The sequence below is a fragment of the Sanguibacter sp. Leaf3 genome, from assembly GCF_001425965.1.
Lineage (GTDB): Bacteria > Actinomycetota > Actinomycetes > Actinomycetales > Cellulomonadaceae > Sanguibacter > Sanguibacter inulinus.
This window is the reverse complement of record NZ_LMRH01000001.1, coordinates 213,268-232,975: the sequence shown is the minus strand read 5'-3', so window position 1 is coordinate 232,975 and position 19,708 is coordinate 213,268. Positions and strand designations below refer to the sequence as shown.

Annotated in this window: 15 protein-coding genes; 6 read left to right on the top strand and 9 right to left on the bottom strand. The window is 71.5% G+C overall.

Annotated elements, in window-relative coordinates; genetic code table 11:
* Window positions 1-66: 66 nt before the first annotated feature.
* Complete coding sequence (locus ASG53_RS01040) at window positions 67-2,337, bottom strand: SpoIIE family protein phosphatase (protein ID WP_056127277.1); 2,271 nt, start codon at window positions 2,335-2,337, stop codon at window positions 67-69.
* Between the two features lie 187 nt (window positions 2,338-2,524).
* Between ASG53_RS01040 and ASG53_RS01035 the strand changes: the two genes are divergently transcribed.
* Window positions 2,525-2,953: an STAS domain-containing protein gene (locus ASG53_RS01035; protein ID WP_235533783.1), complete on the top strand. Its 429-nt coding sequence runs from the start codon at window positions 2,525-2,527 to the stop codon at window positions 2,951-2,953.
* Window positions 2,954-3,024: 71 nt separating this feature from the next.
* Here ASG53_RS01035 and fbaA read toward each other — a convergent pair whose 3' ends face one another.
* The 3 genes from fbaA to purT form a co-directional block, all read right to left on the bottom strand.
* Complete coding sequence (gene fbaA / locus ASG53_RS01030; protein ID WP_056127275.1) at window positions 3,025-4,047, bottom strand: class II fructose-bisphosphate aldolase; 1,023 nt, start codon at window positions 4,045-4,047, stop codon at window positions 3,025-3,027.
* Between the two features lie 133 nt (window positions 4,048-4,180).
* The gene (locus ASG53_RS01025; RefSeq protein ID WP_056127272.1) at window positions 4,181-4,858 is read right to left on the bottom strand and encodes a TrmH family RNA methyltransferase; all 678 of its coding nucleotides are present in this window, start codon (window positions 4,856-4,858) and stop codon (window positions 4,181-4,183) included.
* Window positions 4,855-6,183 (bottom strand): formate-dependent phosphoribosylglycinamide formyltransferase, encoded by a 1,329-nt coding sequence (gene purT, locus ASG53_RS01020; protein WP_082543692.1) that lies wholly within the window; start codon window positions 6,181-6,183, stop codon window positions 4,855-4,857. Before purT ends, ASG53_RS01025 begins: the two co-directional genes overlap by 4 nt.
* A gap of 171 nt (window positions 6,184-6,354) precedes the next feature.
* On the opposite strand from purT, the gene ASG53_RS01015 reads away from it, so the two are divergent.
* Both ASG53_RS01015 and ASG53_RS01010 read left to right on the top strand, forming a co-directional pair.
* Window positions 6,355-7,263, top strand: a complete 909-nt coding sequence (locus tag ASG53_RS01015) for a VTT domain-containing protein (RefSeq protein ID WP_056127270.1) — start codon at window positions 6,355-6,357, stop codon at window positions 7,261-7,263.
* On the top strand, window positions 7,263-8,036 hold the full coding sequence (locus ASG53_RS01010) for an HAD-IIA family hydrolase (RefSeq protein WP_056127267.1): 774 nt from the start codon (window positions 7,263-7,265) through the stop codon (window positions 8,034-8,036). Before ASG53_RS01015 ends, ASG53_RS01010 begins: the two co-directional genes overlap by 1 nt.
* Before the next feature lie 223 nt (window positions 8,037-8,259).
* Here the strand turns inward: ASG53_RS01010 and ASG53_RS20660 are convergent, their stop codons facing one another.
* The 4 genes from ASG53_RS20660 to ASG53_RS00985 form a co-directional block, all read right to left on the bottom strand.
* Complete coding sequence (locus tag ASG53_RS20660; protein ID WP_200945439.1) at window positions 8,260-9,831, bottom strand: HtaA domain-containing protein; 1,572 nt, start codon at window positions 9,829-9,831, stop codon at window positions 8,260-8,262.
* A 1,131-nt stretch (window positions 9,832-10,962) separates the two neighbouring features.
* A complete protein-coding gene (locus tag ASG53_RS00995) occupies window positions 10,963-11,952 on the bottom strand; it encodes an HtaA domain-containing protein (RefSeq protein ID WP_056127259.1) in 990 nt (329 codons plus the stop codon).
* A gap of 358 nt (window positions 11,953-12,310) precedes the next feature.
* The gene (gene pyrE / locus ASG53_RS00990; protein ID WP_056127256.1) at window positions 12,311-12,904 is read right to left on the bottom strand and encodes an orotate phosphoribosyltransferase; all 594 of its coding nucleotides are present in this window, start codon (window positions 12,902-12,904) and stop codon (window positions 12,311-12,313) included.
* A 253-nt stretch (window positions 12,905-13,157) separates the two neighbouring features.
* A complete protein-coding gene (locus ASG53_RS00985) occupies window positions 13,158-13,907 on the bottom strand; it encodes an SDR family NAD(P)-dependent oxidoreductase (RefSeq protein ID WP_056127252.1) in 750 nt (249 codons plus the stop codon).
* Window positions 13,908-14,013: 106 nt separating this feature from the next.
* On the opposite strand from ASG53_RS00985, the gene ASG53_RS00980 reads away from it, so the two are divergent.
* Both ASG53_RS00980 and ASG53_RS00975 read left to right on the top strand, forming a co-directional pair.
* A complete protein-coding gene (locus tag ASG53_RS00980) occupies window positions 14,014-14,805 on the top strand; it encodes an exodeoxyribonuclease III (protein WP_056127249.1) in 792 nt (263 codons plus the stop codon).
* Window positions 14,806-15,139: 334 nt separating this feature from the next.
* Window positions 15,140-17,470, top strand: a complete 2,331-nt coding sequence (locus tag ASG53_RS00975; RefSeq protein WP_056127247.1) for a glycoside hydrolase family 3 C-terminal domain-containing protein — start codon at window positions 15,140-15,142, stop codon at window positions 17,468-17,470.
* Window positions 17,471-17,687: 217 nt separating this feature from the next.
* On the opposite strand, the gene ASG53_RS00970 is transcribed toward ASG53_RS00975, so the two are convergent.
* Window positions 17,688-18,344, bottom strand: coding sequence for a TetR/AcrR family transcriptional regulator (locus tag ASG53_RS00970; RefSeq protein ID WP_056127242.1), 657 nt, complete (start codon window positions 18,342-18,344; stop codon window positions 17,688-17,690).
* Between the two features lie 166 nt (window positions 18,345-18,510).
* On the opposite strand from ASG53_RS00970, the gene ASG53_RS00965 reads away from it, so the two are divergent.
* Window positions 18,511-19,602, top strand: a complete 1,092-nt coding sequence (locus ASG53_RS00965; RefSeq protein ID WP_056127240.1) for a hypothetical protein — start codon at window positions 18,511-18,513, stop codon at window positions 19,600-19,602.
* Window positions 19,603-19,708: the final 106 nt, after the last annotated feature.

Sequence of the window (19,708 nt, the reverse complement as noted above, 5' to 3'; positions counted from 1 at the left end):
TCCACGGCCTACCTGCCCGGACAGCCCACCTGCCCAGCGGCCCACCCGCTCTCGGACGAGACGCGCTCAGGAGGTCTGCGTGGTCTGGGTGGTCTGCGGCCGCCGCACGGGGACAGGTCGCACCTTCGCCCACACGAGCTTGCCCGTGCCGCTCGGACGCCAGCCCCAGTCGGCGAGCCGCTCGACGATCTGCATGCCGTAGCCCCCGAGCCTGTTGGCGTGGCCGTCGGTCGTCACGGGCGGCGACGGGTTGGAGTCCTCGACCTCGATGCGCAGACCGTCGCCGGTGTCGAACAGGCGCAGCGCGATGTGCCCCCAGCCGTGCAGGACGCCGTTGGCGACGAGCTCGGAGACGACCAGCTCGGCGCTCGAGACGTCAGCGAGCTCCCACGCCTGGCAGGTGCGCAGCACGGCGTGCCGGGCCCGCCCGATCGACGCGGGCTCGCTCGGCAGCAGCCATCGGCGCGACCGCGGGCTGACAGCGGGCGCGAGGGCGTCACGCTCAGGGTCGGGGACCCGGACCACGACGACGGCCACGTCGTCCTCGGCAGCCTCGGCCAGCCGGGCGAGGAGGTCTTCGCCGATGCCCGCAGCGTCGGTCGCGGTGATGCTCGAGGCCACCTCGGTCAGCGCCGCCAGGCCCGCCCGCAGCGGTCGGTCGCGGCGCTCGATGAGCCCGTCCGTGTAGAAGAGCAGGGTGTCGCCCGGCTCGAGGGTGGTCGCGGCAGTCGACCTGGCGCGGGAGCCGAAGCCGACGAGCGCACCCGCCGCACCGTCGAGGGGCGTGACGGCACCCCGCCGCACCAGCAGCGGCGGGAGGTGCCCGGCCCGGGTGTACTCGAGCCGCCAGCGCAGGGGGCGCTCACCGTCTGTCCGCTCTCGCCCGTCGCGCGCTGTCAGCGCACCGGTCGTCCGGCGCAGCGTCGCGTAGACGAGGCTGGCCGAGCGCTGCACGCGCATCCCTGCCACGAGGTGGTCGACCCGCTCGAGGACAGGTCCCGGGGTCGCGAGCTCGAAGGCGTAGGAGCGGACCACCGAGCGCAGCTGCCCCATGGTCGCCGCAGCCTCGATGTCGTGACCCGCGACGTCGCCGATCACGAGGCCCACGACCTCGTCGTCGATCTGCACGATGTCGTACCAGTCGCCGCCGATCTGCGCGTCGTCCGACGTCGGCGCGTAGTACGTCCAGACGTCGAGACCGGTGACCTCGACCTGCTCGGGGAGCATGGACCGCTGGAGCGTCTCGGCGAGCTGGTGCTCGCGGGTGTGCAGCCGGAGGGTGTCGATCCCGACGGCGACCCTGTCGACGAGAGCCCTCACGAGCTTAGCCGACGTGGCCGGCTCGATGCTGTCGACCGCCGGCAGCGAGACGAAGAGCCCGAGGACCGACCGTCGCCCCGGGATCCCTACGACGCGCGCCACAGGCACGAGCGGACCGTCACCGTCGGCCTCGGTCAACCCTGCGCGCTCGCGCACCTGCTCTGCGACGTAGGCGGCGTCGCTCCCGGCCGGGTAGCCGGTCGACAGCGGGAAGTCGAGAGGGCCGTCGACGAGGCCCTCGACGAGCTCGCGCAGCGGGTCGATGAAGGTGGTCGGCCCTGTCGGCGCCGCCGCCGACTCCCCCTCCACCTGCGCGTCGCCGAGCGCGTCGGTCGCAGGCTGTCTCCGCCGAGGGCGCGAGAGCACGGCGGCCGGGACCCCCTCGGAGTACCGGAGCCCGTTCTCGTCGAGGAAGAACCCGCCCCACGCGACGACGCCACGGCTGTAGGCCGCCGAGATGTCTCGCAGGACGAAGGGGTACTCCATGTCGTTGAGGAGCCTCGACACGCCGCTGACGACCTCGAGCACGATCTCTGCGGTGCCGAGGCGACGAGAGGTCTGGGCACGGCTCGCGACGTCGCGCACCTGTCCCGACACGTCACTGAGCAGCACGAGCCACGCCTCGACGGCACCGTCCTCGTCGCGCACCTGGGAGAGCGTGTACTCGCACCAGATCTGACCACCGTCGGCGCGGACGTTGAGCATCCGCCAGGTCACCGGTGTCCCGGCCGCCGTCGGCGACATCGCCGCGTGCAGGGCCTCGACGTCGAGCGGGGTCCCGCCCTCGGCCTCCAGGACGCTCAGCGGCAGCCCGACCACAGCCGCCGGGTCGTGGCCGGTGAGCCTCTCGAAGGAGGCGTTGGCCCAGAGGATGGTGGGGACGTCGACGCTCGGGTCGAGCAGCGCTGCTGCGACCCCTGCGTGCTCGAGCGCGCGGTCGCGCAGGCCTGCGACGACGCCCGTGGCGTGGTCTGGCGCGCCCCTCTGCGCACCGTGACGTGGCGTCGCGGAATCCACTCGTACCCCTCCAGGTCCTCGGTGAGGACAGCATAGAGGGTGGGACTCGAGCGACGGCGGACCCTCACCGGCGGCCGGCGACGGCACGCAGACTTCCTCCGCACTGCCCTCATGAGGGGCCAGATCGCACGCAACTAGTCATCGAGGCGCTCTCAGGTCACAATGGTCACCTGTCGAAGGGAGCATCGTGGGCGAAGCCAACACCCCGCACGCTGCCGGTTCCACCGGACCGGCGGCATCGCCAGGACGCGACGACGTCGCGCTGGCGAGCACGAACGAGATCGAGCCTGGGTCCGTGCACGTCATCGTGGACGAGACCCACGCGCGCGTGGTCCTCTCGGGAGAGATCGACGCCGACCTGTCGGCCGACCTCCAGCAGGCGACCGAAGACGTCCGCGAGTCCGGCCTGCCGGTCGACGTCGACGTGCACCACGTGACCTTCATGGACTCCTCGGGCGTCGCGTTCCTCGCGCGCCTCACCTCTGTGACACCCGGCCGGGTCCGGCTGCACAACGTCCCGCCGACCGTGAAGTTCTTGCTCGAGGTGACCAGCATCGGGACGATGCTCGACATCGTCGAGGACGAGACGACCGCTGCGGAGCCGGCCGAAGGCTGAGCCCCGCCGCACGATGAAGAAGGGCCCCGGTGGATGTCCACCGGGGCCCTTCTCACGTGCGGTCAGCCAGGTCAGCCGATCGACTGGCCCGCCGAGCGGAGCTGCTGGGCAGCCTCGACGATGCGCTGAGCCATGCCGGCCTCAGCAGCCTTGCCCCAGGCGCGCGGGTCGTAGGCCTTCTTGTTGCCCACCTCGCCGTCGACCTTGAGGACGCCGTCGTAGTTGCGGAAGAAGTGGTCCGCGACAGGACGCGAGTACGCGTACTGGGTGTCGGTGTCGACGTTCATCTTGATGACGCCGTTGTCGACAGCCTCGGAGATCTCCTCGGCGGTCGAGCCGGAGCCACCGTGGAAGACGAGGTCGAAGGGGTTCTCCTTGCCGATGACCGAGCCGACACCCTCCTGGATCTCCTTGAGGAGCGACGGGCGCAGCTTGACGGCACCGGGCTTGTAGACGCCGTGCACGTTGCCGAAGGTGAGGGCCGTGAGGTAGCGGCCCTTCTCGCCGGTGCCGAGGGCACGGACGGTCGCGAGGCCGTCTTCGACGGTCGTGTAGAGCTTCTCGTTGATCTCGGCCTCGTGGCCGTCTTCCTCGCCACCGACGACGCCGACCTCGATCTCGAGGATCGTGCGGGCCGCGACGGAGAGCTCGAGGAGCTCCTCGGCGATGATGAGGTTCTCCTCGAGCGGCACGGTCGAGCCGTCCCACATGTGCGACTGGAACGTGGGGAGCTTGCCGGCCTTGACCTGCTCGGCCTCGAGGGCGAGGAGCGGGCGGACCCAGGAGTCGAGGTTCTGCTTGGCGCAGTGGTCCGTGTGGATCGCGACGGTGATGCCGTAGCCCTTGGCGACCTCGTGCGCGTAGGCGGCGAGGGCGAGCGAGCCCGCGACACGGTCCTTGACGGTCGAGCCGGAGGCGTACTCGGCGCCGCCGACCGACACCTGGATGATGCCGTCGCTCTCTGCCTCAGCGAAGCCCTGGAGGGCCGCGGTGACGGTCGAGGACGACGTGATGTTCACGGCCGGGTAGGCGAACTTGCCTGCCTTCGCGCGGTCGATCATCTCGGCGTAGACCTCGGGGGTTGCGATGGCCATCGATAGCTCCTGTGAGAGAGGGGGGATTCTGAACGACTTTCGTGCCAAGTCTGTCACGAAACCGGGGGTGCGTGCCTGGGCCGTTCGGCCTGTGGTCGCGGGGGTCCCAGCGGGGCTGGCGGGTCGGACCCGCTCAGACCACGGCGTGCTGCTGGACCCAGGCGTGCATCGCGACCGCGGCAGCCGCCCCGGCGTTGATCGAGCGCGTGGAGCCGAACTGCGTGATGTGCAAGATGTCCACGCTCGCCGCCCGCGCCTCGGGCGTGAGCCCAGTGCTCTCCTGGCCGAAGAGCATGACGCACCGCTCGGGGATCGCGTACCGCTCGATCGGGACGGAGCCGGGCACGTTGTCGATCCCGACCACGGGCAGGTCCTCGCTGCGGGCCCACGCGAGGAAGCTCTCGACGTCGGGGTGGTGGCGCACGTGCTGGTAGCGGTCGGTGACCATCGCACCCCGGCGGTTCCACCGGCGGCGCCCGACGATGTGCACCTCCGCGGCCCCGAAGGCGTTCGCCGTGCGGACCACCGACCCGATGTTCAGGTCGTGCCCCCAGTTCTCGATCGCCACGTGCAGCGGGTGGCGCCGGGTGTCGAGCTCGGCCACGACGGCCTCGACGGTCCAGTAGCGGAACTCGTCGACGACGTTGCGGCGGTCGCCCTCGGCGAGCAGCTCGGGGTCGTACCGGGGGTCGAGCCCGCCGTCGGCGGTGCGCGGCCAGGTCTCCGGCCCGCCGGGCCACGGTCCGACCCCGATCTCGTGCTCGGCGACGGCCTGCGGCTCAGCCGCGCCGTCCGACGCCGCACCGGTCACGGGCGGACCTCGACCTGCAGCGCAGCCGCAGCAGCGCGAGCGCGCGCCCTGGCCTCCGCCACGTCAGCCCCGCGGGCGAGCGTGACAGCGACACGACGACGCCCCGAGACGCTGGGCTTGCCGAAGACGCGCACCTGGGCCGTGGGCACGGCAAGAGCCTCGGCGAGCCCTCCGACGACAGGCACACCCTCCCCCTCGGCGAGCACCGCGCACGAGGCCGCGGCCCTCTCGGTGGGGCCACCGGTTCGCAGGACGTCCCCGACAGGCAGCCCGAGGACCGCGCGGGCGTGCAGGGCGAACTCGCTGAGGTCTTGCGAGACGAGGGTGACCAGACCTGTGTCGTGGGGCCTCGGGGACACCTCGGAGAACACCACCTCGTCACCGACCACGAAGAGCTCGACCCCGAAGACCCCGTAGCCGCCGAGGTCGTCGGTCACCGCGCGTGCGACGGCCTGGGCCCGTTCGAGGACGACCGCGGGGACGTCCTGCCCCTGCCAGGACTCGCGGTAGTCGCCGTCGACCTGGGTGTGGCCCACAGGCTCGAGGAAGGTGGTGCCGGCGACGTGGCGGACCGTGAGCAGCGTCAGCTCGTAGTCGAAGTCGACGAAGCCCTCGACGATCACGCGGGCGGCAGCCCCCTCGACGCCCGTCGCCCGACCACCGGTCTGCGCGTAGGCCCAGGCGGCGTCGACGTCGTCGGCCGTGCGGATGACGGACTGCCCCTTGCCCGACGAGCTCATCACCGGCTTGACGACGCACGGCAGCCCGAGCGTCTGCGTCGCGTCACGGAGGTCGTCGAGCGTGTCGACGAACCTGTAGGGCGAGGTGGGCAGCCCCAAGGCCTCTGCCGCGAGCCGCCTGATGCCCTCGCGGTCCATCGTCAGCCGCGTCGCGCGGGCCGTCGGGACCACGACCGTGCCGGCTGCCTCGACCTCGAGCAGCACCTCGGTCGCGATGGCCTCGATCTCCGGGATCACCACGTGCGGGCGGACCTCGGCGACGAGGTCGCGGAGCGCCTGGGGGTCGAGCATGTCGACGACCCTGCTGCTGTGCGCGACCTGCATCGCCGGGGCACCGGCGTAACGGTCGGCCGCGACGACCTCGACCCCGAGGCGCGCCAGCTCGATCGCGACCTCCTTGCCGAGCTCACCCGACCCGAGGAGCAGGACCCGGGTGGCGTCGGGGTGCCCGGCCGGGGCGATGCTCGGGGCGGAGCGCCCGCCGGGAGCCTGCTGCTCTGTCGGGGCCGTGAGGGGCTGAGCGGACTGCGGGCTCGGCGAGGACTGCGGGGACAGCGGGCTCTGCGGTGTCTGAGGTGTCGACATGCCGCCTATCTTGTCGCACCCGGTGCGACGGGTCGCGCCCGCACAGGTGACGACGACACCCCTGACGACGACAGCCCGGCGCGCCTGCCACCCAGCAGCACGATGTGACCATCGCGTGCGGGTCTGCGGCAGCCGGACCTCTCGAGAGGTCCACCCCGTACTCTGGTTCCCGTGATCTCAGCAGACATCCTCGCGTCCGCCGGCGAGCAGGTCGTGGCCCTCGGCCCCGACTGGCTCAACGCCGACAGCCTCATCGCCTCCTTCGGGGGCTATGCCCTCGTCGGGATCTGCCTGGTGATCTTCGTCGAGACCGGGCTCTTGTTCCCGTTCCTCCCCGGCGACTCTCTGCTGTTCACGGCAGGCATGCTCGTGGCGCAGGAGCAGCTCGACTTCCCGCTGTGGCTGCTCTGCATCATGCTGTTCCTCGCTGCCTTCGCCGGTGACCAGTGCTCGTACCTCATCGGCCGGAAGGTCGGGCCGAAGATCTTCAACAAGCCCGACTCGAGGTTCTTCAAGCAGTCGTACATCGAGCAGACGAACGCGTTCTTCGACAAGTACGGCGGCCGCGCGCTGATCCTCGCGCGCTTCGCGCCCTTCGTGCGCACCTACGCCCCCGTCGCCGCAGGCGTCGGCCGGATGCCGTACCGCCACTTCGTCAGCTACAACGTCATCGGCGCCTTCCTGTGGGGCGTCGGGATCACGGTCCTCGGGTACTTCCTCGGGCAGATCAGCTTTGTGCACGACAACATCGAGCTCATCCTCGTGGCCATCGTCTTCGTGTCGGTCCTGCCGATCGTCGTCGAGCTCGGCCGTGGGTGGCTGGGCAACCGCAAGGCCGCCGCGGCTGCTGCGGCGACGGGCCCGGCGACGGCTCCCGAAGGCCTCACCGCTGCGGCCACCGAGCCGACCGCAGACCCCGCTGCGCGGCCCTTCGCCAGCCCGGTGATCGACCCCGTCGCCGGCTCTGTCACCGACCCCGCCGCAGACGCAGCAGCAGGTCCCAGCAGCGGGGTCGTACGATCTGAGGCAGCAGCCTCCGACGCCGTCGAGGGCGCACCCCACGACGACAAGGACCGCTGATGACCCGCACCATCGAGTCCTGGCTGACCGACATGGACGGGGTCCTGGTCCACGAGGGCCACGCGATCCCCGGCGCCGCGGAGTTCATCAAGACCCTGCGCGACAAAGAACGTCCGTTCCTCATCCTCACCAACAACTCGATCTTCACGGCGCGCGACCTCCGTGCACGTCTGTACGCGTCGGGCATCGACGTGCCCGAGACGGCGATCTGGACCTCTGCGCTCGCGACGGCGCAGTTCTTGTCCGACCAGATCCCTGGCGGCAGCGCGTACGCGATCGGCGAGGCCGGGCTGACGACGGCCCTCTACGAGGCCGGCTACACGCTCACCGAGTCCGACCCCGACTACGTGGTCCTCGGCGAGACCCGCACGTACTCCTTCGAGGCGATCACCAAGGCCGTCAGGCTGATCCTCGGCGGGGCGCGCTTCATCTGCACGAACCCCGACGCGACGGGCCCGAGTGCCGAGGGTCCGCTGCCTGCGACAGGTGCTGTCGCCGCGATGATCACCCGCGCCACGGGGCGCGAGCCGTACTTCGTCGGCAAGCCGAACCCGATGATGTTCCGCTCGGCCCTCAACCGGATCGACGCGCACTCGGAGTCGACAGCGATGGTCGGCGACCGCATGGACACGGACGTCGTCGCCGGGATCGAGGCCGGCCTGCACACCTTCCTCGTGCTGACGGGGTCGACCTCGGTCAAGGACGTCGACAGGTATCCGTTCCGCCCGAGCACAGTCGTGGACTCGGTCGCGAACCTCATCGAGAGGGTCTGACCGCCCAGACCCCCAGCACGACCGAGCAGGCCCGCCACCGACGACCGTCGGTGGCGGGCCTGCCTCGTGACGGGCCTATCCCGGCTGGTGGTGGGTCCTGGCCTGACGGCACTGCCCTGGACGCCAGAGGGGCCCGGTCCGCGCTGCTGCGCGTCCCGGGCCCCTGGTCGTCAGCGACGACCGGTCCTGCTCATGGTGAGTGCTCGGCCTGTCAGGCCTCGGCTCAGCCGACCGTCCGTCGGCGGCGTGCGAGGCCGACGGCCCCGACACCCACGGTGAGGGCGAGGAGCGCGGCGAGGGCGGCCGAGACCGACCCGTCGGCTCCGGTGGTGGCGAGCGACCCGGCACCGTTGGCGCCGGACGAGGCGTCGCAGTCGACCTCGGAGCCCAGCGGGAAGCTGAAGCTCACGGGGTCCATGGCGTCACCGGCGACGTAGAAGCCGCCGAAGGCGCTCGCACCGGCCGAGGTGAGCGTCGCGCTCACGCCAGACCACGAGACCGTGCTGCCGGTGGTCGACTTCTTCCCCGCGAGGCCGAGGGACGCGATGGTCACGCCCTTCTGCTCGGAGGCGGTGCCGTTCATGTCCGTCGACGAGACGTCGGCGACGAGCGAGCCCGTCGAGGCGCTGCTCACCTGGACGCGGACGTTGGAGATGGTCAGGTCGAGGATCCCGCCGTGACCGGAGAAGTTCACCGACCCGGGGAAGGCGACGCGTCCCTGGTTCACCTCGGTGTTGAACTTGCCGCTGCCGCCGCCCCAGCCGAAGCTGCTGCCGCTGCTGGTCACGCCGGAGGGCGTGATGGAGCCCTTGGCGATCGGGCCGGTGATGTAGGTGCGGAAGGACTCCTTGACGCCCCAGCTGAGGGTCGCGCCCGAGACCGAGCGGGCGACGCACTGCTGCGCGGCCGTCGGGACGACGGGCGCCTCGACGGTGATCTGCACCTGCGACCTCACACCCGAGGGAGACTCGAGCGAGAGGGTGTGGACGCCGGGGGCGAGGTTCTTCGGGAGGGTGACGGTCGCCGTGGCGGCACCCGAGGCGTCGGCCGTGATGCCCGACGCGAGCAGCTGGCGCTCGGAGTAGACCGCGGCCTCGATGTTCTCGGTGCCGGAGCCGAAGCCCTGACCCGTGAAGGTGACCTCGCCGCCGGGGACGACGGTCGTGACGCTGGCGATCGCGTTGGCGTAGGTGCCGGGAGCGAGCGGGGTGACGACCACGGGAGCGCCGGGGTCGGTGCCGGGCCCGGTACCAGGGTTCTGCCCACCGGGGGTGCTGCCGACGTCCGAGCCGACGGTGAAGGTCACCGGGTCGATGGCGGCACCGGCCGGGTAGAAGTCGGAGAAGGCCGTGGCGCCGGCTGCGGTCAGTGTCGCCTGGGCGTCGGTCCAGGTGGTCGCTCCGCCCGCAGTGGTGGGCGTCGGGAGCGTGAGGGTCGCGAAGTCGACGGCCTGGAGGTCGAGGACCTCGCCGCTGATCTTCTTGCCCTTCGCGTCGACGACCAGGACACCCGAGGTCGGGCCGGTGACCCGGACCGTGGGGTTGCTCAGCGTGAGCTCGAGCGCACCAGCGTGGCCCGTGAAGTGCACGGCACCCGCGTAGCTCGCGGACCCTGTCGTGCGGGCGAGCGCCGACGACGACTGCGGGAAGACGTAGCGCGAGCCGTCAGCCGTGGCCGGCGCGAGGACCGAGATGCCGCCCTTGGCGATCGGGCCGGTGATGTAGCTGCGGAAGGACTCCTTGACGCCCCAGCTGAGCGAGCCCAGGACGACCGGGGTCTCAGGCGTGGTCGGCACCTCGGGGTCGGTCGGCACCGTGGGGACCTCAGGGTCCGTCGGGTCTGTGGGGACCTCGGGGTCGGTCGGGACCTCAGGGTCCGTCGGAGCGGTCGCGAGGGTGACGGGTGCGTAGAGCTCCTGGTCGGCGTTGGTCGTGCCACCGGCTGCGTAGGTGTAGACACCGAGGTTGCCCGACTCGGGCCACCCGGTCGCCTTCTCCTTGACCGTCAGCGTCGTGGTGAAGGTCCCGTCCGGGGCGATCACCGCACGCTGCCCGGCGATGGCCGGCTGGTAGGCCGGGTTGACCAGCGCGAAAGCAGCATCGCTCAGCGCCCACTTCTGGTCACCCGCGACACGCGTGCTCGACGCAGCACCAGCAGAGGGCTTCCACGTGTCGGCGAACTTGCCGAACACCNGCGTCATCCCTTCTCCTTGACCGTCAGCGTCGTGGTGAAGGTCCCGTCCGGGGCGATCACCGCACGCTGMCCGGCGATGGCCGGCTGGTAGGCCGGGTTGACCAGCGCGAARGCAGCATCGCTCAGCGCCCACTTCTGGTCACCCGCGACACGCGTGCTCGACGCAGCACCAGCAGAGGGCTTCCACGTGTCGGCGAACTTGCCGAACACCACGTAGGTCCCCGCAGGGTTGCCCGCCGAGATCGGCGGACGCGCACCCGCAGGAGCCAGGTTCCCGGCCGGGTCGAAGCCCGAACCCTTCACCACGATCGTGTCNGTCCCCGCAGGGTTGCCCGCCGAGATCGGCGGACGCGCACCCGCAGGAGCCAGGTTCCCGGCCGGGTCGAAGCCCGAACCCTTCACCACGATCGTGTCACCCAGCTTCACCGACGACGACGCGAGCGGCGTCGTGCCATCAGCAGCGAACAGGCTCACAGCAGGCTCGAAGACCGGAGCAGGAGGGGCGAGCGTGACGGGTGCGTAGAGCTCCTGGTCAGCGTTGGTCGTGCCACCGGCCGCGTAGGTGTAGACACCGAGGTTGCCCGACTCGGGCCAACCGGTCGCCTTCTCCTTGACCGTCAGCGTCGTGGTGAAGGTCCCGTCCGGGGCGATCACCGCACGCTGACCGGCGATGGCCGGCTGGTAGGCCGGGTTGACCAGCGCGAAGGCAGCATCGCTCAGCGCCCACTTCTGGTCACCCGCGACACGCGTGCTCGACGCAGCACCAGCAGAGGGCTTCCACGTGTCGGCGAACTTGCCGAACACCGGTCCCCGCAGGGTTGCCCGCCGAGATCGGCGGACGCGCACCCGCAGGAGCCAGGTTCCCGGCCGGGTCGAAGCCCGAACCCTTCACCACGATCGTGTCGCCCAGGGCGACCGACGACGACGCGAGCGGCGTCGTGCCGTCAGCAGCGAACAGGCTCACCGCAGGCTCGAAGGTCGCGACCGGAGGGTCGGTCGGCTCGGGCGTGGGCTCGGTGGTCGGCTCTGGGCTCGGCTCTTCGGTGGGCTCAGGCGAGGGCTCAGGCGTCGTCGGCTCAGGGTCTGGCGTCGTCGGCTCGGGCTCCGGCTCGGCCGGAGCCTCCGTGACGACCGAGAAGGTCACGGGGTCGAGCGCGCTGCCGGCAGCGTAGAACCCGGCGAAGGCCTGCGCGCCAGCCGCGGTCAGGGCCGCCGGTGCGGAAACCCACGTCGAGACGTCACCGTCGACCTGCGGAGCAGGGAGTGCGAGCGTGGCCAGCTCGACATCCAGCAGCTCATAGGCCCCACCTGTGTCGAAGCTCTTGCCCCGGGCGTCAGCGACGAGGACACCGGCGGTCGGGGAGTCGACCCGGACCCGGAGGTTCTCGAAGGTCGTGTCGAGGGCTCCGTCGTGCCCTGTGAAGTTCACCGATCCGGCGAAGGTGGTCAGTCCTGTCGAGCCGTCGAAGGTCGTCGCCGTCTGGGCGAAGCCGTAGCTGGTGCCGTTGTTCGTCGCCCCTCCGCCCACAGTCACGGAGCCCTTGGCGATGGGACTGGCGATGTACGAGCGGAAGCTCTCCTTGACCCCCCACGAGAGGGTACCGGCGGCGGGATCTGCCTGGGCCGGCGCGAGGACGCCGACGAGAGACAGCCCGGCGGTGAGCGCCAGCGCTGTCAGGGTGGCGAGTACGCGTCTGACGCGCTGCTCGAGGACGGTGGGCACCGTGGAGCCTCCTGGGGTCGGCGCCTCGCGGCGCGGGGGTACCGGCAAGGTCGCTCGACAGCGACGTGTGCACCCGTGTGGTCCGCACCTTATAAGGAGAGCCTTACCAAAGCAAGCAGAGGCATGCCTAAGTCAAAGGTCCCGGACGCCACCCCTCACCAGGGGCGACGCCGACGAGTGCCGACAAGTGCGGTCGCAAGAGAGAGCGGTACCGGACAGCACGACCCTCGCAGAGATATGAAAAACTCTCAACCACTGTCAGATACCCTGAAGATGACGGAACGTCATAAATCAACCCGTCGCGGCCCGGCCCGACCGCGCTCCTCAGCGCATGGCGCGGCCCGCGGTCGCGTCCGCCCTAGGCGAGACCGAGGTCAGCCAGACCGAAGAGCGAGTGGTAAGGCACCCCGAGCGCCTCGATCTTCTCGCGGGCGCCCGTCGCGCGGTCGACGATCGTCGCGACGCCAACGACCTCGGCCCCCGCTGCACGAGCCGCCTCGATCGCGGCGATGGGCGAGCCGCCCGTCGTGGTCGTGTCCTCGACGACGACCACACGACGGCCGCTGATGTCCGGTCCCTCGATCTGGCGCTGCATGCCGTGGGCCTTCGCGGCTTTGCGGACGACGAAGGCGTCGAGGTCGAGCCCGCGCGACGCCGCGGCGTGCAGCAGGGCTGTCGCGATCGGGTCGGCCCCGAGCGTGAGCCCGCCGACGGCGTCGACCTCGGACGTGCCGAGCCCGGCCTCTTCGAGGGCGTCGAGCATCACGTGCCCGATGAGCGGCGCGGCGCGGTGGTGCAGCGTCACCCGGCGGAGGTCGACGTAGTAGTCAGCCTCCTTGCCTGAGGACAGCGTGACCTTGCCGTGCACGACCGCGAGGGACGTGATGAGGTCGCGGAGCTGCTCGCGGGGGGTGGGGGCGCTGAAAGAGTCGGTGGTCGTCACGCCCGCCACCCTATCGCCAGCCCCAGACCCGGTCGCTCAGCCCGTGCAGCCGAGCACCTCCGGGGGCCGGTGATCAGGGCACAAGGAGGCGAGATCGATCCTTCGGAGCGAGATCGGGCCGCAGGAGGGTCGATCTCGCTCCGAAGCGCCGATCTCGACGGCAGGAGCGCCTAGGTGGTGGACGGACGCCGGGCCGGGCCGGGCTGGGCCGGGCCGGGTCGGGTCGGGCTGCCGCAGCGTCAGCTGGGGCTCCCGGGTCCGCTCAGCGGCCCTCGGCGGCGCGGACGACCGACCGTGGTGCGAGGCGGAGCAGGCCCGCAGCCACCCGGTACCTGATCGACGGCGTCGAGATCACGGCCCCGCGCCGCACGTCGCGCAGCGCGGCGCTCACCACGGCGCCGGCGTCGAGCCAGGCGACCTCCGGGAAGGCCGAGTAGTCGAGCTGGGCGCGCTCGTGGAACTCGGTCCGCGTGAGCCCAGGGCACAGCGCCGTCGCCGTGACGCCGGTCCCGCGCAGGTCGACCGCGAGCCCCTCGGTGAAGGTCCGCACCCACGCCTTGTGCGCCGAGTAGGTGCCGGAGGCCGTGAGCGCCGCGACGGACGAGACGTTGAGGATGGCCCCGCGGCCGCGCGAGCGCATGGACCCTGCCGCGGCCTGCGACAGGACGAGCACCGCACGGACCATGACGTCGAGCGACGCCTCCTGGGCAGCGACGTCCCCGCCGACGAAGGAGTCGTGGACCGCGTACCCCGCGTTGTTGACGAGCAGGCTGACCGGGCTGGTGGTGCTGCGCAGCCGCTCGGCGACCACCTCGGTCTGGTCCCGGTCGGAGAGGTCGGCCCCGAGGACCTCGACACTCACCCCGGCAGCTGACCGGATCTGGTGCGCGAGCGTCTCGAGGCGGTCGGTGTCGCGGGCGACGAGGACGAGGTCGTGGTGCCCTGTCGCGAGCTGCCAGGCGAACTCGACGCCGAGACCGGCGCTCGCGCCGGTGATGAGTGCAGTAGCCATGAGCGCCAGCCTACCGAGGGTGCCCCGAGGGCGTCGCGACCGCCGACCCCGCTCGAGCAGCTCGCCCCTTGCCCCTGTGTCGGCCCAGACGGCTAGCCTGGACCTCATGCGCCTCGCCACCTGGAACATCAACTCGATCCGCGCCCGCGTCGACCGTGCGGTCGCCTTCTTGGAGCGCAGCGGCACCGACGTGCTCGCGCTCCAGGAGACCAAGTGCAAGGACACGCAGTTCCCCTTCGCGGCCTTCGAGGCTGCCGGCTACGAGGTGGCGCACTTCGGCCTCTCGCAGTGGAACGGCGTCGCGATCATCAGCCGGGTGGGGCTCGAGGACGTCTCGCTCGGCTTCCCGGACCAGCCGCAGTTCGGCGAAGAGCCCGTGGTCGAGGCCCGTGCGATCGGAGCGACCTGCTGCGGCGTCCGCGTGTGGAGCCTGTACGTGCCGCACGGTCGGGCGCTCGACAACCCGCACTACGCCTACAAGCTCGACTGGTTGTCGACGCTGCGATCGCACGCTGCGGGCTGGGTCGAGGCAGACCCTGCGGCGAAGATCGCGCTCGTGGGCGACTGGAACGTCGCCCCGCGCGACACCGACGTGTGGGACATGGCGGTCTTCGAGGGTCAGACCCACGTGAGCCAGCCCGAGCGCGACGCCTTCGCGGCCTTCGAGACCGCGGGCTTCACCGAGGTGAGCCGCGAGTTCGTCCCCGAAGACCGCAAGTACACGTACTGGGACTACCAGCAGCTGCGGTTCCCCAAGAACCAGGGCCTGCGGATCGACTTCGCGTACACCTCCCCCGCGCTGACCTCTGCGGTCACGGCTGTCGAGATCGACCGCGACGAGCGCAAGGGCAAGGGCGCGTCCGACCACGTCCCGGTGATCGTCGACATCGCGGACTAGCGCGACCGGGACGAGGGGCGGGGTGCGAGCGCGCACCCCGCCCCTCGTCGTCTCGTCCGAGGCCACCGCCGCCCCCCTCCTTCCGGCGCACGGCGCGCGCACCCCTGCCCTGTCCTGTCTCCCAGCGACCCCAACCAGACGCTGAGATCGGCACCTCGGAGCGAGATCGATCCCCCTGCAGCACGATCTCGCTCCGAGGTATCGATCTCGCTGCTCCTGCCCCCGGCAGGCACACAACACTCCTCCACATCACCTACCAGCCGGTAGGTTTCAGCGCTAGGCTGGCCTGAGCACGCGCCGGAGCGTGCTCCGCCGACACCGAGGGAGTGCTCGCATGACTTCTGCACCAACCACCACCACGGCAGGCCCGCTCGACGTCGAGCGCCTGATCCAGGACCTCACGCTCGAGGAGAAGGCCTCGCTGACCTCAGGCCTGGACTTCTGGCACACCCAGCCCGTCGAGCGCCTCGGCATCGGCTCGGTCATGGTGACCGACGGCCCGCACGGCCTGCGCAAGCAGGACACCTCGGCCGACCACCTGGGCCTCGCCGAGTCCGTCCCGGCCACCTGCTTCCCGACGGCTGCCGCCCTGGGCTCCACCTGGGACGTCGACCTCTTGCGCCGCGTCGGCAGCGCGCTGGGCCGCGAGACCCGCGCGAACGACGTCGCCGTCCTGCTGGGCCCGGGGATCAACATCAAGCGCTCACCGCTGTGCGGCCGCAACTTCGAGTACTTCTCCGAAGACCCCGTCGTCTCGGGCGACCTCGGTGCCGCGCTCATCGAGGGCATCCAGTCCGAGGGTGTCGGCACCTCGCTCAAGCACTTCGCGGTCAACAACCAGGAGACCGACCGCATGCGCGTCTCGGCCGACGTGGACGAGCGCACCCTGCGCGAGATCTACCTCACCGGCTTCGAGCGTGCCGTGACCCGCGCGAAGCCCTGGACCGTCATGTGCGCCTACAACAAGGTGAACGGCACCTACGCCTCCGAGCACCCGTGGCTGCTCACCGAGGTGCTGCGCGACGAGTGGGGCTACGACGGGGTGGTCGTCTCCGACTGGGGCGCCGTCGCCGACCGTGTACCCTCCCTCGCCGCCGGCCTCGACCTGGAGATGCCGAACTCCGGGAACATCGGCGACGCCCAGGTCGTCGAGGCAGTCCGGTCGGGCGCGATGGACGAGGCCGTCCTCGACCAGGCCGTCCGCCGTCTGCTCACCCTGCTCTCCCGCGCGCTCCCGGCTGCCGCAGAACCGTCGTCCTACGACGCCGGCGCCCACCACGCCCTCGCCCGCGAGGCCGCGGCGGCCGGGTCCGTCCTGCTGAAGAACGAACCCGTCGACGGCGCTCCCCTGCTGCCGCTGCGGGCTGCTGACGCCGCTGGTGTGCTCGTCGTCGGCGAGTTCGCCAGGACTCCCCGCTACCAGGGGGCAGGATCGTCGCAGGTCAACCCGACCCGGCTCGACGACGCGCTGACGGCGATCGGCGAGCTCACAGGTGCGGACGTGAGCTTCGCCCCGGGCTTCACGATCGAGGGCGTGACCGAGGGCTCCGACGAGCAGCTGCGCGACGAGGCCGTCGAGGCCGCCAAGACTGCGACGACAGTCGTGGTCTTCCTCGGGCTGCCCGCCGCCGACGAGTCCGAGGGCTACGACCGCGACCACCTCGACCTGCCCGACAGCCAGGTCGCGCTGCTGCAGGCTCTCGCCGAGGTGACCCCGCGCCTCGTGGTGGTGCTCGCCAACGGCTCGGCCGTGGCGCTCTCCGGCTGGGAGCACCTCACCCCTGCCGTCCTCGAGACGTGGCTCGGCGGCCAGGCGGGCGGCGGCGCCGTCGCCGACCTGCTCTTCGGCGCGCAGAGCCCCTCGGGTCGCCTCACCGAGACGATCCCCGTCTCCCTGCGCGACACCCCCGCCTACGGCAGCTTCCCCGGCGAGCTCGGGCACGTGCGCTACGGCGAGGGCGTGCTGGTCGGCTACAGGTACTACGACGCCAAGGGCATGGCGGTCTCGTACCCCTTCGGTCACGGGCTGACCTACACGAGCTTCGAGCACTCGGACGTGACAGCCACGGTCTCCGGAGAGGGCGACGAGGTGACGGTGACGGTCCGCGCGCGGATCACCAACACCGGCGCCGTCCGTGGTGCCGAGGTAGTCCAGGTGTACGTCGGCGACCCCGAGTCTGTGGTCCTGCGGCCCGAGCGCGAGCTCAAGGGATTTGTCAAGGTGGCCCTCGAGCCCGGTGAGTCCCGCGAGGTCGAGGTGGTCCTCGACGCCCGCGACCTCTCGTACTGGCACCCGACGCTGCGCGCCTGGACCCTCGAGGGCGGCGAGTTCCTCGTCTCGGTCGGGGCGTCCTCGCGCGACCTGCGTGCCACGGTGTCCGTCGACGTCACGGCTCCCCCGCTCGCGGCCCCGCTCTCGGACGACTCGACCTTCGGCGAGTGGCTCGACCACCCCGTCGGCGGCGAGCTGCTGCGCGCCGAGCTCGCACGCCCGGAGACCGCTGGCGCCGACGACCAGGGCAACCTAGAGCTCGACGAGACGATGGCCAAGATGCTGCTCGACATGCCGGTGCGGGTGATCGCGAACTTCGCCGGGATGCTCTTCGACCGCGACGGCCTCGCCAGGCTCCTCGACCAGGCGCAGGAGCGCTCGGTCCGCGCCTGACACCCGAGCTCGTCCCCCGGGGCACACGCACCGGGGGACGTGCTGGTGGACGGCTGGGTCAGTCCGCCGAGGCCCACGCTCCCGGGGGACTCGCTGGGTCGGTCTGCCGGGGCACACGCTCCCGGGGGACGTGCTGGTTCGGTCTGCCGGGGCACACGCTCCTGGGGGCGTGCTACGTCAGTCTGCCGGGGCACAGGCTCCCGGGGGACTCGCTGGGTCAGTCACCCGCGCTCCCAGGCCTCTGCGGTTCCACGAGGGGCGGCTCCACGAGGTACAGGGCGAGCGCGTCCTGCATGACGGCGGCCATGTCGACCTGGTCCTCGGAGCCGCGCTCGAGCAGCCACTGGACCTGGAGCCCGTCCATGAGAGCCGTGAGCTGACGGGCGCCCGAGGCCGGGTCGACCGAGGGGCGAAGCGCCCCGGCGGCGCGGAGCGCCTCGAGCTCCCGCGTGAGCAGCGCGATCGTGGTGGTGTACCTGTCGCGGAAGTACCTGTGCGCGGGGTGGTCTGCGGCCGTGGCCTCGGCGGCGAGCGTGGTGAACAGCTCGACGATGCCGGGCCTCTCGGCGTTGCGGCGCACGAGCCTGACGACCGCGTCGAGCAGCGCCGTCCCCGACGCGAGGTCTGCGGCCAGCGCGGAGTCGTCGATCTCGTCCCGGTGCTCGAGGACCGCGGCCAGCAGCACCTCCTTGGTCGGGAAGTGGTGGATCAGGCCGGGGTGCGAGATCCCGACGCGCGACGCGATCTCGCGCAGCGACGCAGACCTGTACCCGACCTCGCCGAACAAGACCATCGCGGCCTCGACGATCTGCACGCGCGTGGCGCGCCCCTTGGCGTACCCCCGCTCGCGGCGCGGCTGTGCAGGTTCTGTCACGGTCTGACCCCATTCCTCGACGGGGCTGCAGTGCCCCCTCCGCGAGCAGGACTCTACAGTCGGACGTCCGACCTGCGATCTCACCTCCCCTGCGGCTCGACCGGCGGCTAGGCTGCCCGTGAGACGACTCCGGCGGTCCGACCGCCCTGAACCTAGGCGGTTGACCATGAGCCACGTTCCTCCTCCCCCACCCGGCGCGGGCGCTCCTGGTCCCGACGACGCCAAGACGCAGAAGCTCGGCGCGCAGCCGGGGTGGGGCGACCAGCAGGGCACGCAGGGCCCCTCGGCGTCCTACGGCCAGCCGGGCCCCGCAGGACAGCCTGGTCAGCAGCCGAGTCAGCCCGGTCAGCCGGGCCAGGCCCAGCAGGGCGAACCCTGGCAGCAGGGCCAGCAGTCTCAGCCCGGTCAGCCGTGGCAGCAGCCCACCCAGCAGTGGGGCCAGCCCGGCGGTCCGCAGCAGCATGGCAGCCCGCAGCAGCCCGCCGGTCCACAGCATGGCCAGCAGCCGGCACAGCAGCCGTGGCAGCAGCAGCCGGGCCAGCAGCCCCAGCAGCCCGGCCAGCAGTGGGGTCAGCCCGGTCAGCAGCCGGGCCAGCAGCAGCCCGCACAGCAGTGGGGTCAGCCTGGCGCACCCGCCCAGCAAGGACCTGGGCAGCACAGCCCCGGGCAGCAAGGCCCGTGGGGTCAGCAGCCCGCGCAGCAGCAGTGGGGCCCGGGCCAGCAGGGCGGCTACCCCGGCCAGCCCGGTCAGCAGAACCCGCAGTGGGGACAGCAGCCCCCGAAGAAGTCGTCGCGCGGCCTCATCATCGGGATCGTCGTCGCGGTGGTCGTGATCGGCCTCGCCGTCGCGGCGTTCTTCCTGTTCTTCTCCGACTCGACGCCCGAGGCCCTCGAGCCCGACGTGTCGTCGAGCACGAGCGCGTCGGTCAGCCAGCTCGTCGTCGGCAACTGCCTCGAAGACGTCTCGGGCAGCGGGTCCGTCGGCGAGGTCGACGTGGTGCCCTGCTCCGACGACCACGGCGCTCAGGTGGTCGGGAGCACGACCTTCACCGACGGTGACTTCCCCGGCCAGGACACGCTCGTCACCCAGACGACGGCGATCTGCTCCCCCGACCTCGTGACGAGCGGCGACGTCCCGGCCGACGACCTCAGCCTCGTCGTGTGGACCCCGAGCGAAGACTCGTGGGCTGACGACGACCGCACAGGTCTGTGCATCGCCGTCGTCGAGGGCGGGCTCTCCGGCAGCCTCCTCGACTGACCCCGCACCACCTCCAGCCGCCCGAGACCGGACGCGCGAGCACAGCAGCACAGCAGCCGCACCGGATGACCGGTGCGGCTGCTGTCGTCTGGCTGGCCCCGCTCCT

Excerpts from the sequence above, each read along its gene's own strand:
- fbaA (WP_056127275.1), bottom strand. The coding sequence starts at position 4,047 with ATGGCCATCGCAACCCCCGAGGTCTACGCCGAGATGATCGACCGCGCG.
- purT (WP_082543692.1), bottom strand. The coding sequence starts at position 6,183 with ATGTCGACACCTCAGACACCGCAGAGCCCGCTGTCCCCGCAGTCCTCG.
- ASG53_RS01010 (WP_056127267.1), top strand. The coding sequence starts at position 7,263 with ATGACCCGCACCATCGAGTCCTGGCTGACCGACATGGACGGGGTCCTG.
- ASG53_RS00985 (WP_056127252.1), bottom strand. The coding sequence starts at position 13,907 with ATGGCTACTGCACTCATCACCGGCGCGAGCGCCGGTCTCGGCGTCGAG.
- ASG53_RS00980 (WP_056127249.1), top strand. The coding sequence starts at position 14,014 with ATGCGCCTCGCCACCTGGAACATCAACTCGATCCGCGCCCGCGTCGAC.
- ASG53_RS00975 (WP_056127247.1), top strand. The coding sequence starts at position 15,140 with ATGACTTCTGCACCAACCACCACCACGGCAGGCCCGCTCGACGTCGAG.
- ASG53_RS00965 (WP_056127240.1), top strand. The coding sequence starts at position 18,511 with ATGAGCCACGTTCCTCCTCCCCCACCCGGCGCGGGCGCTCCTGGTCCC.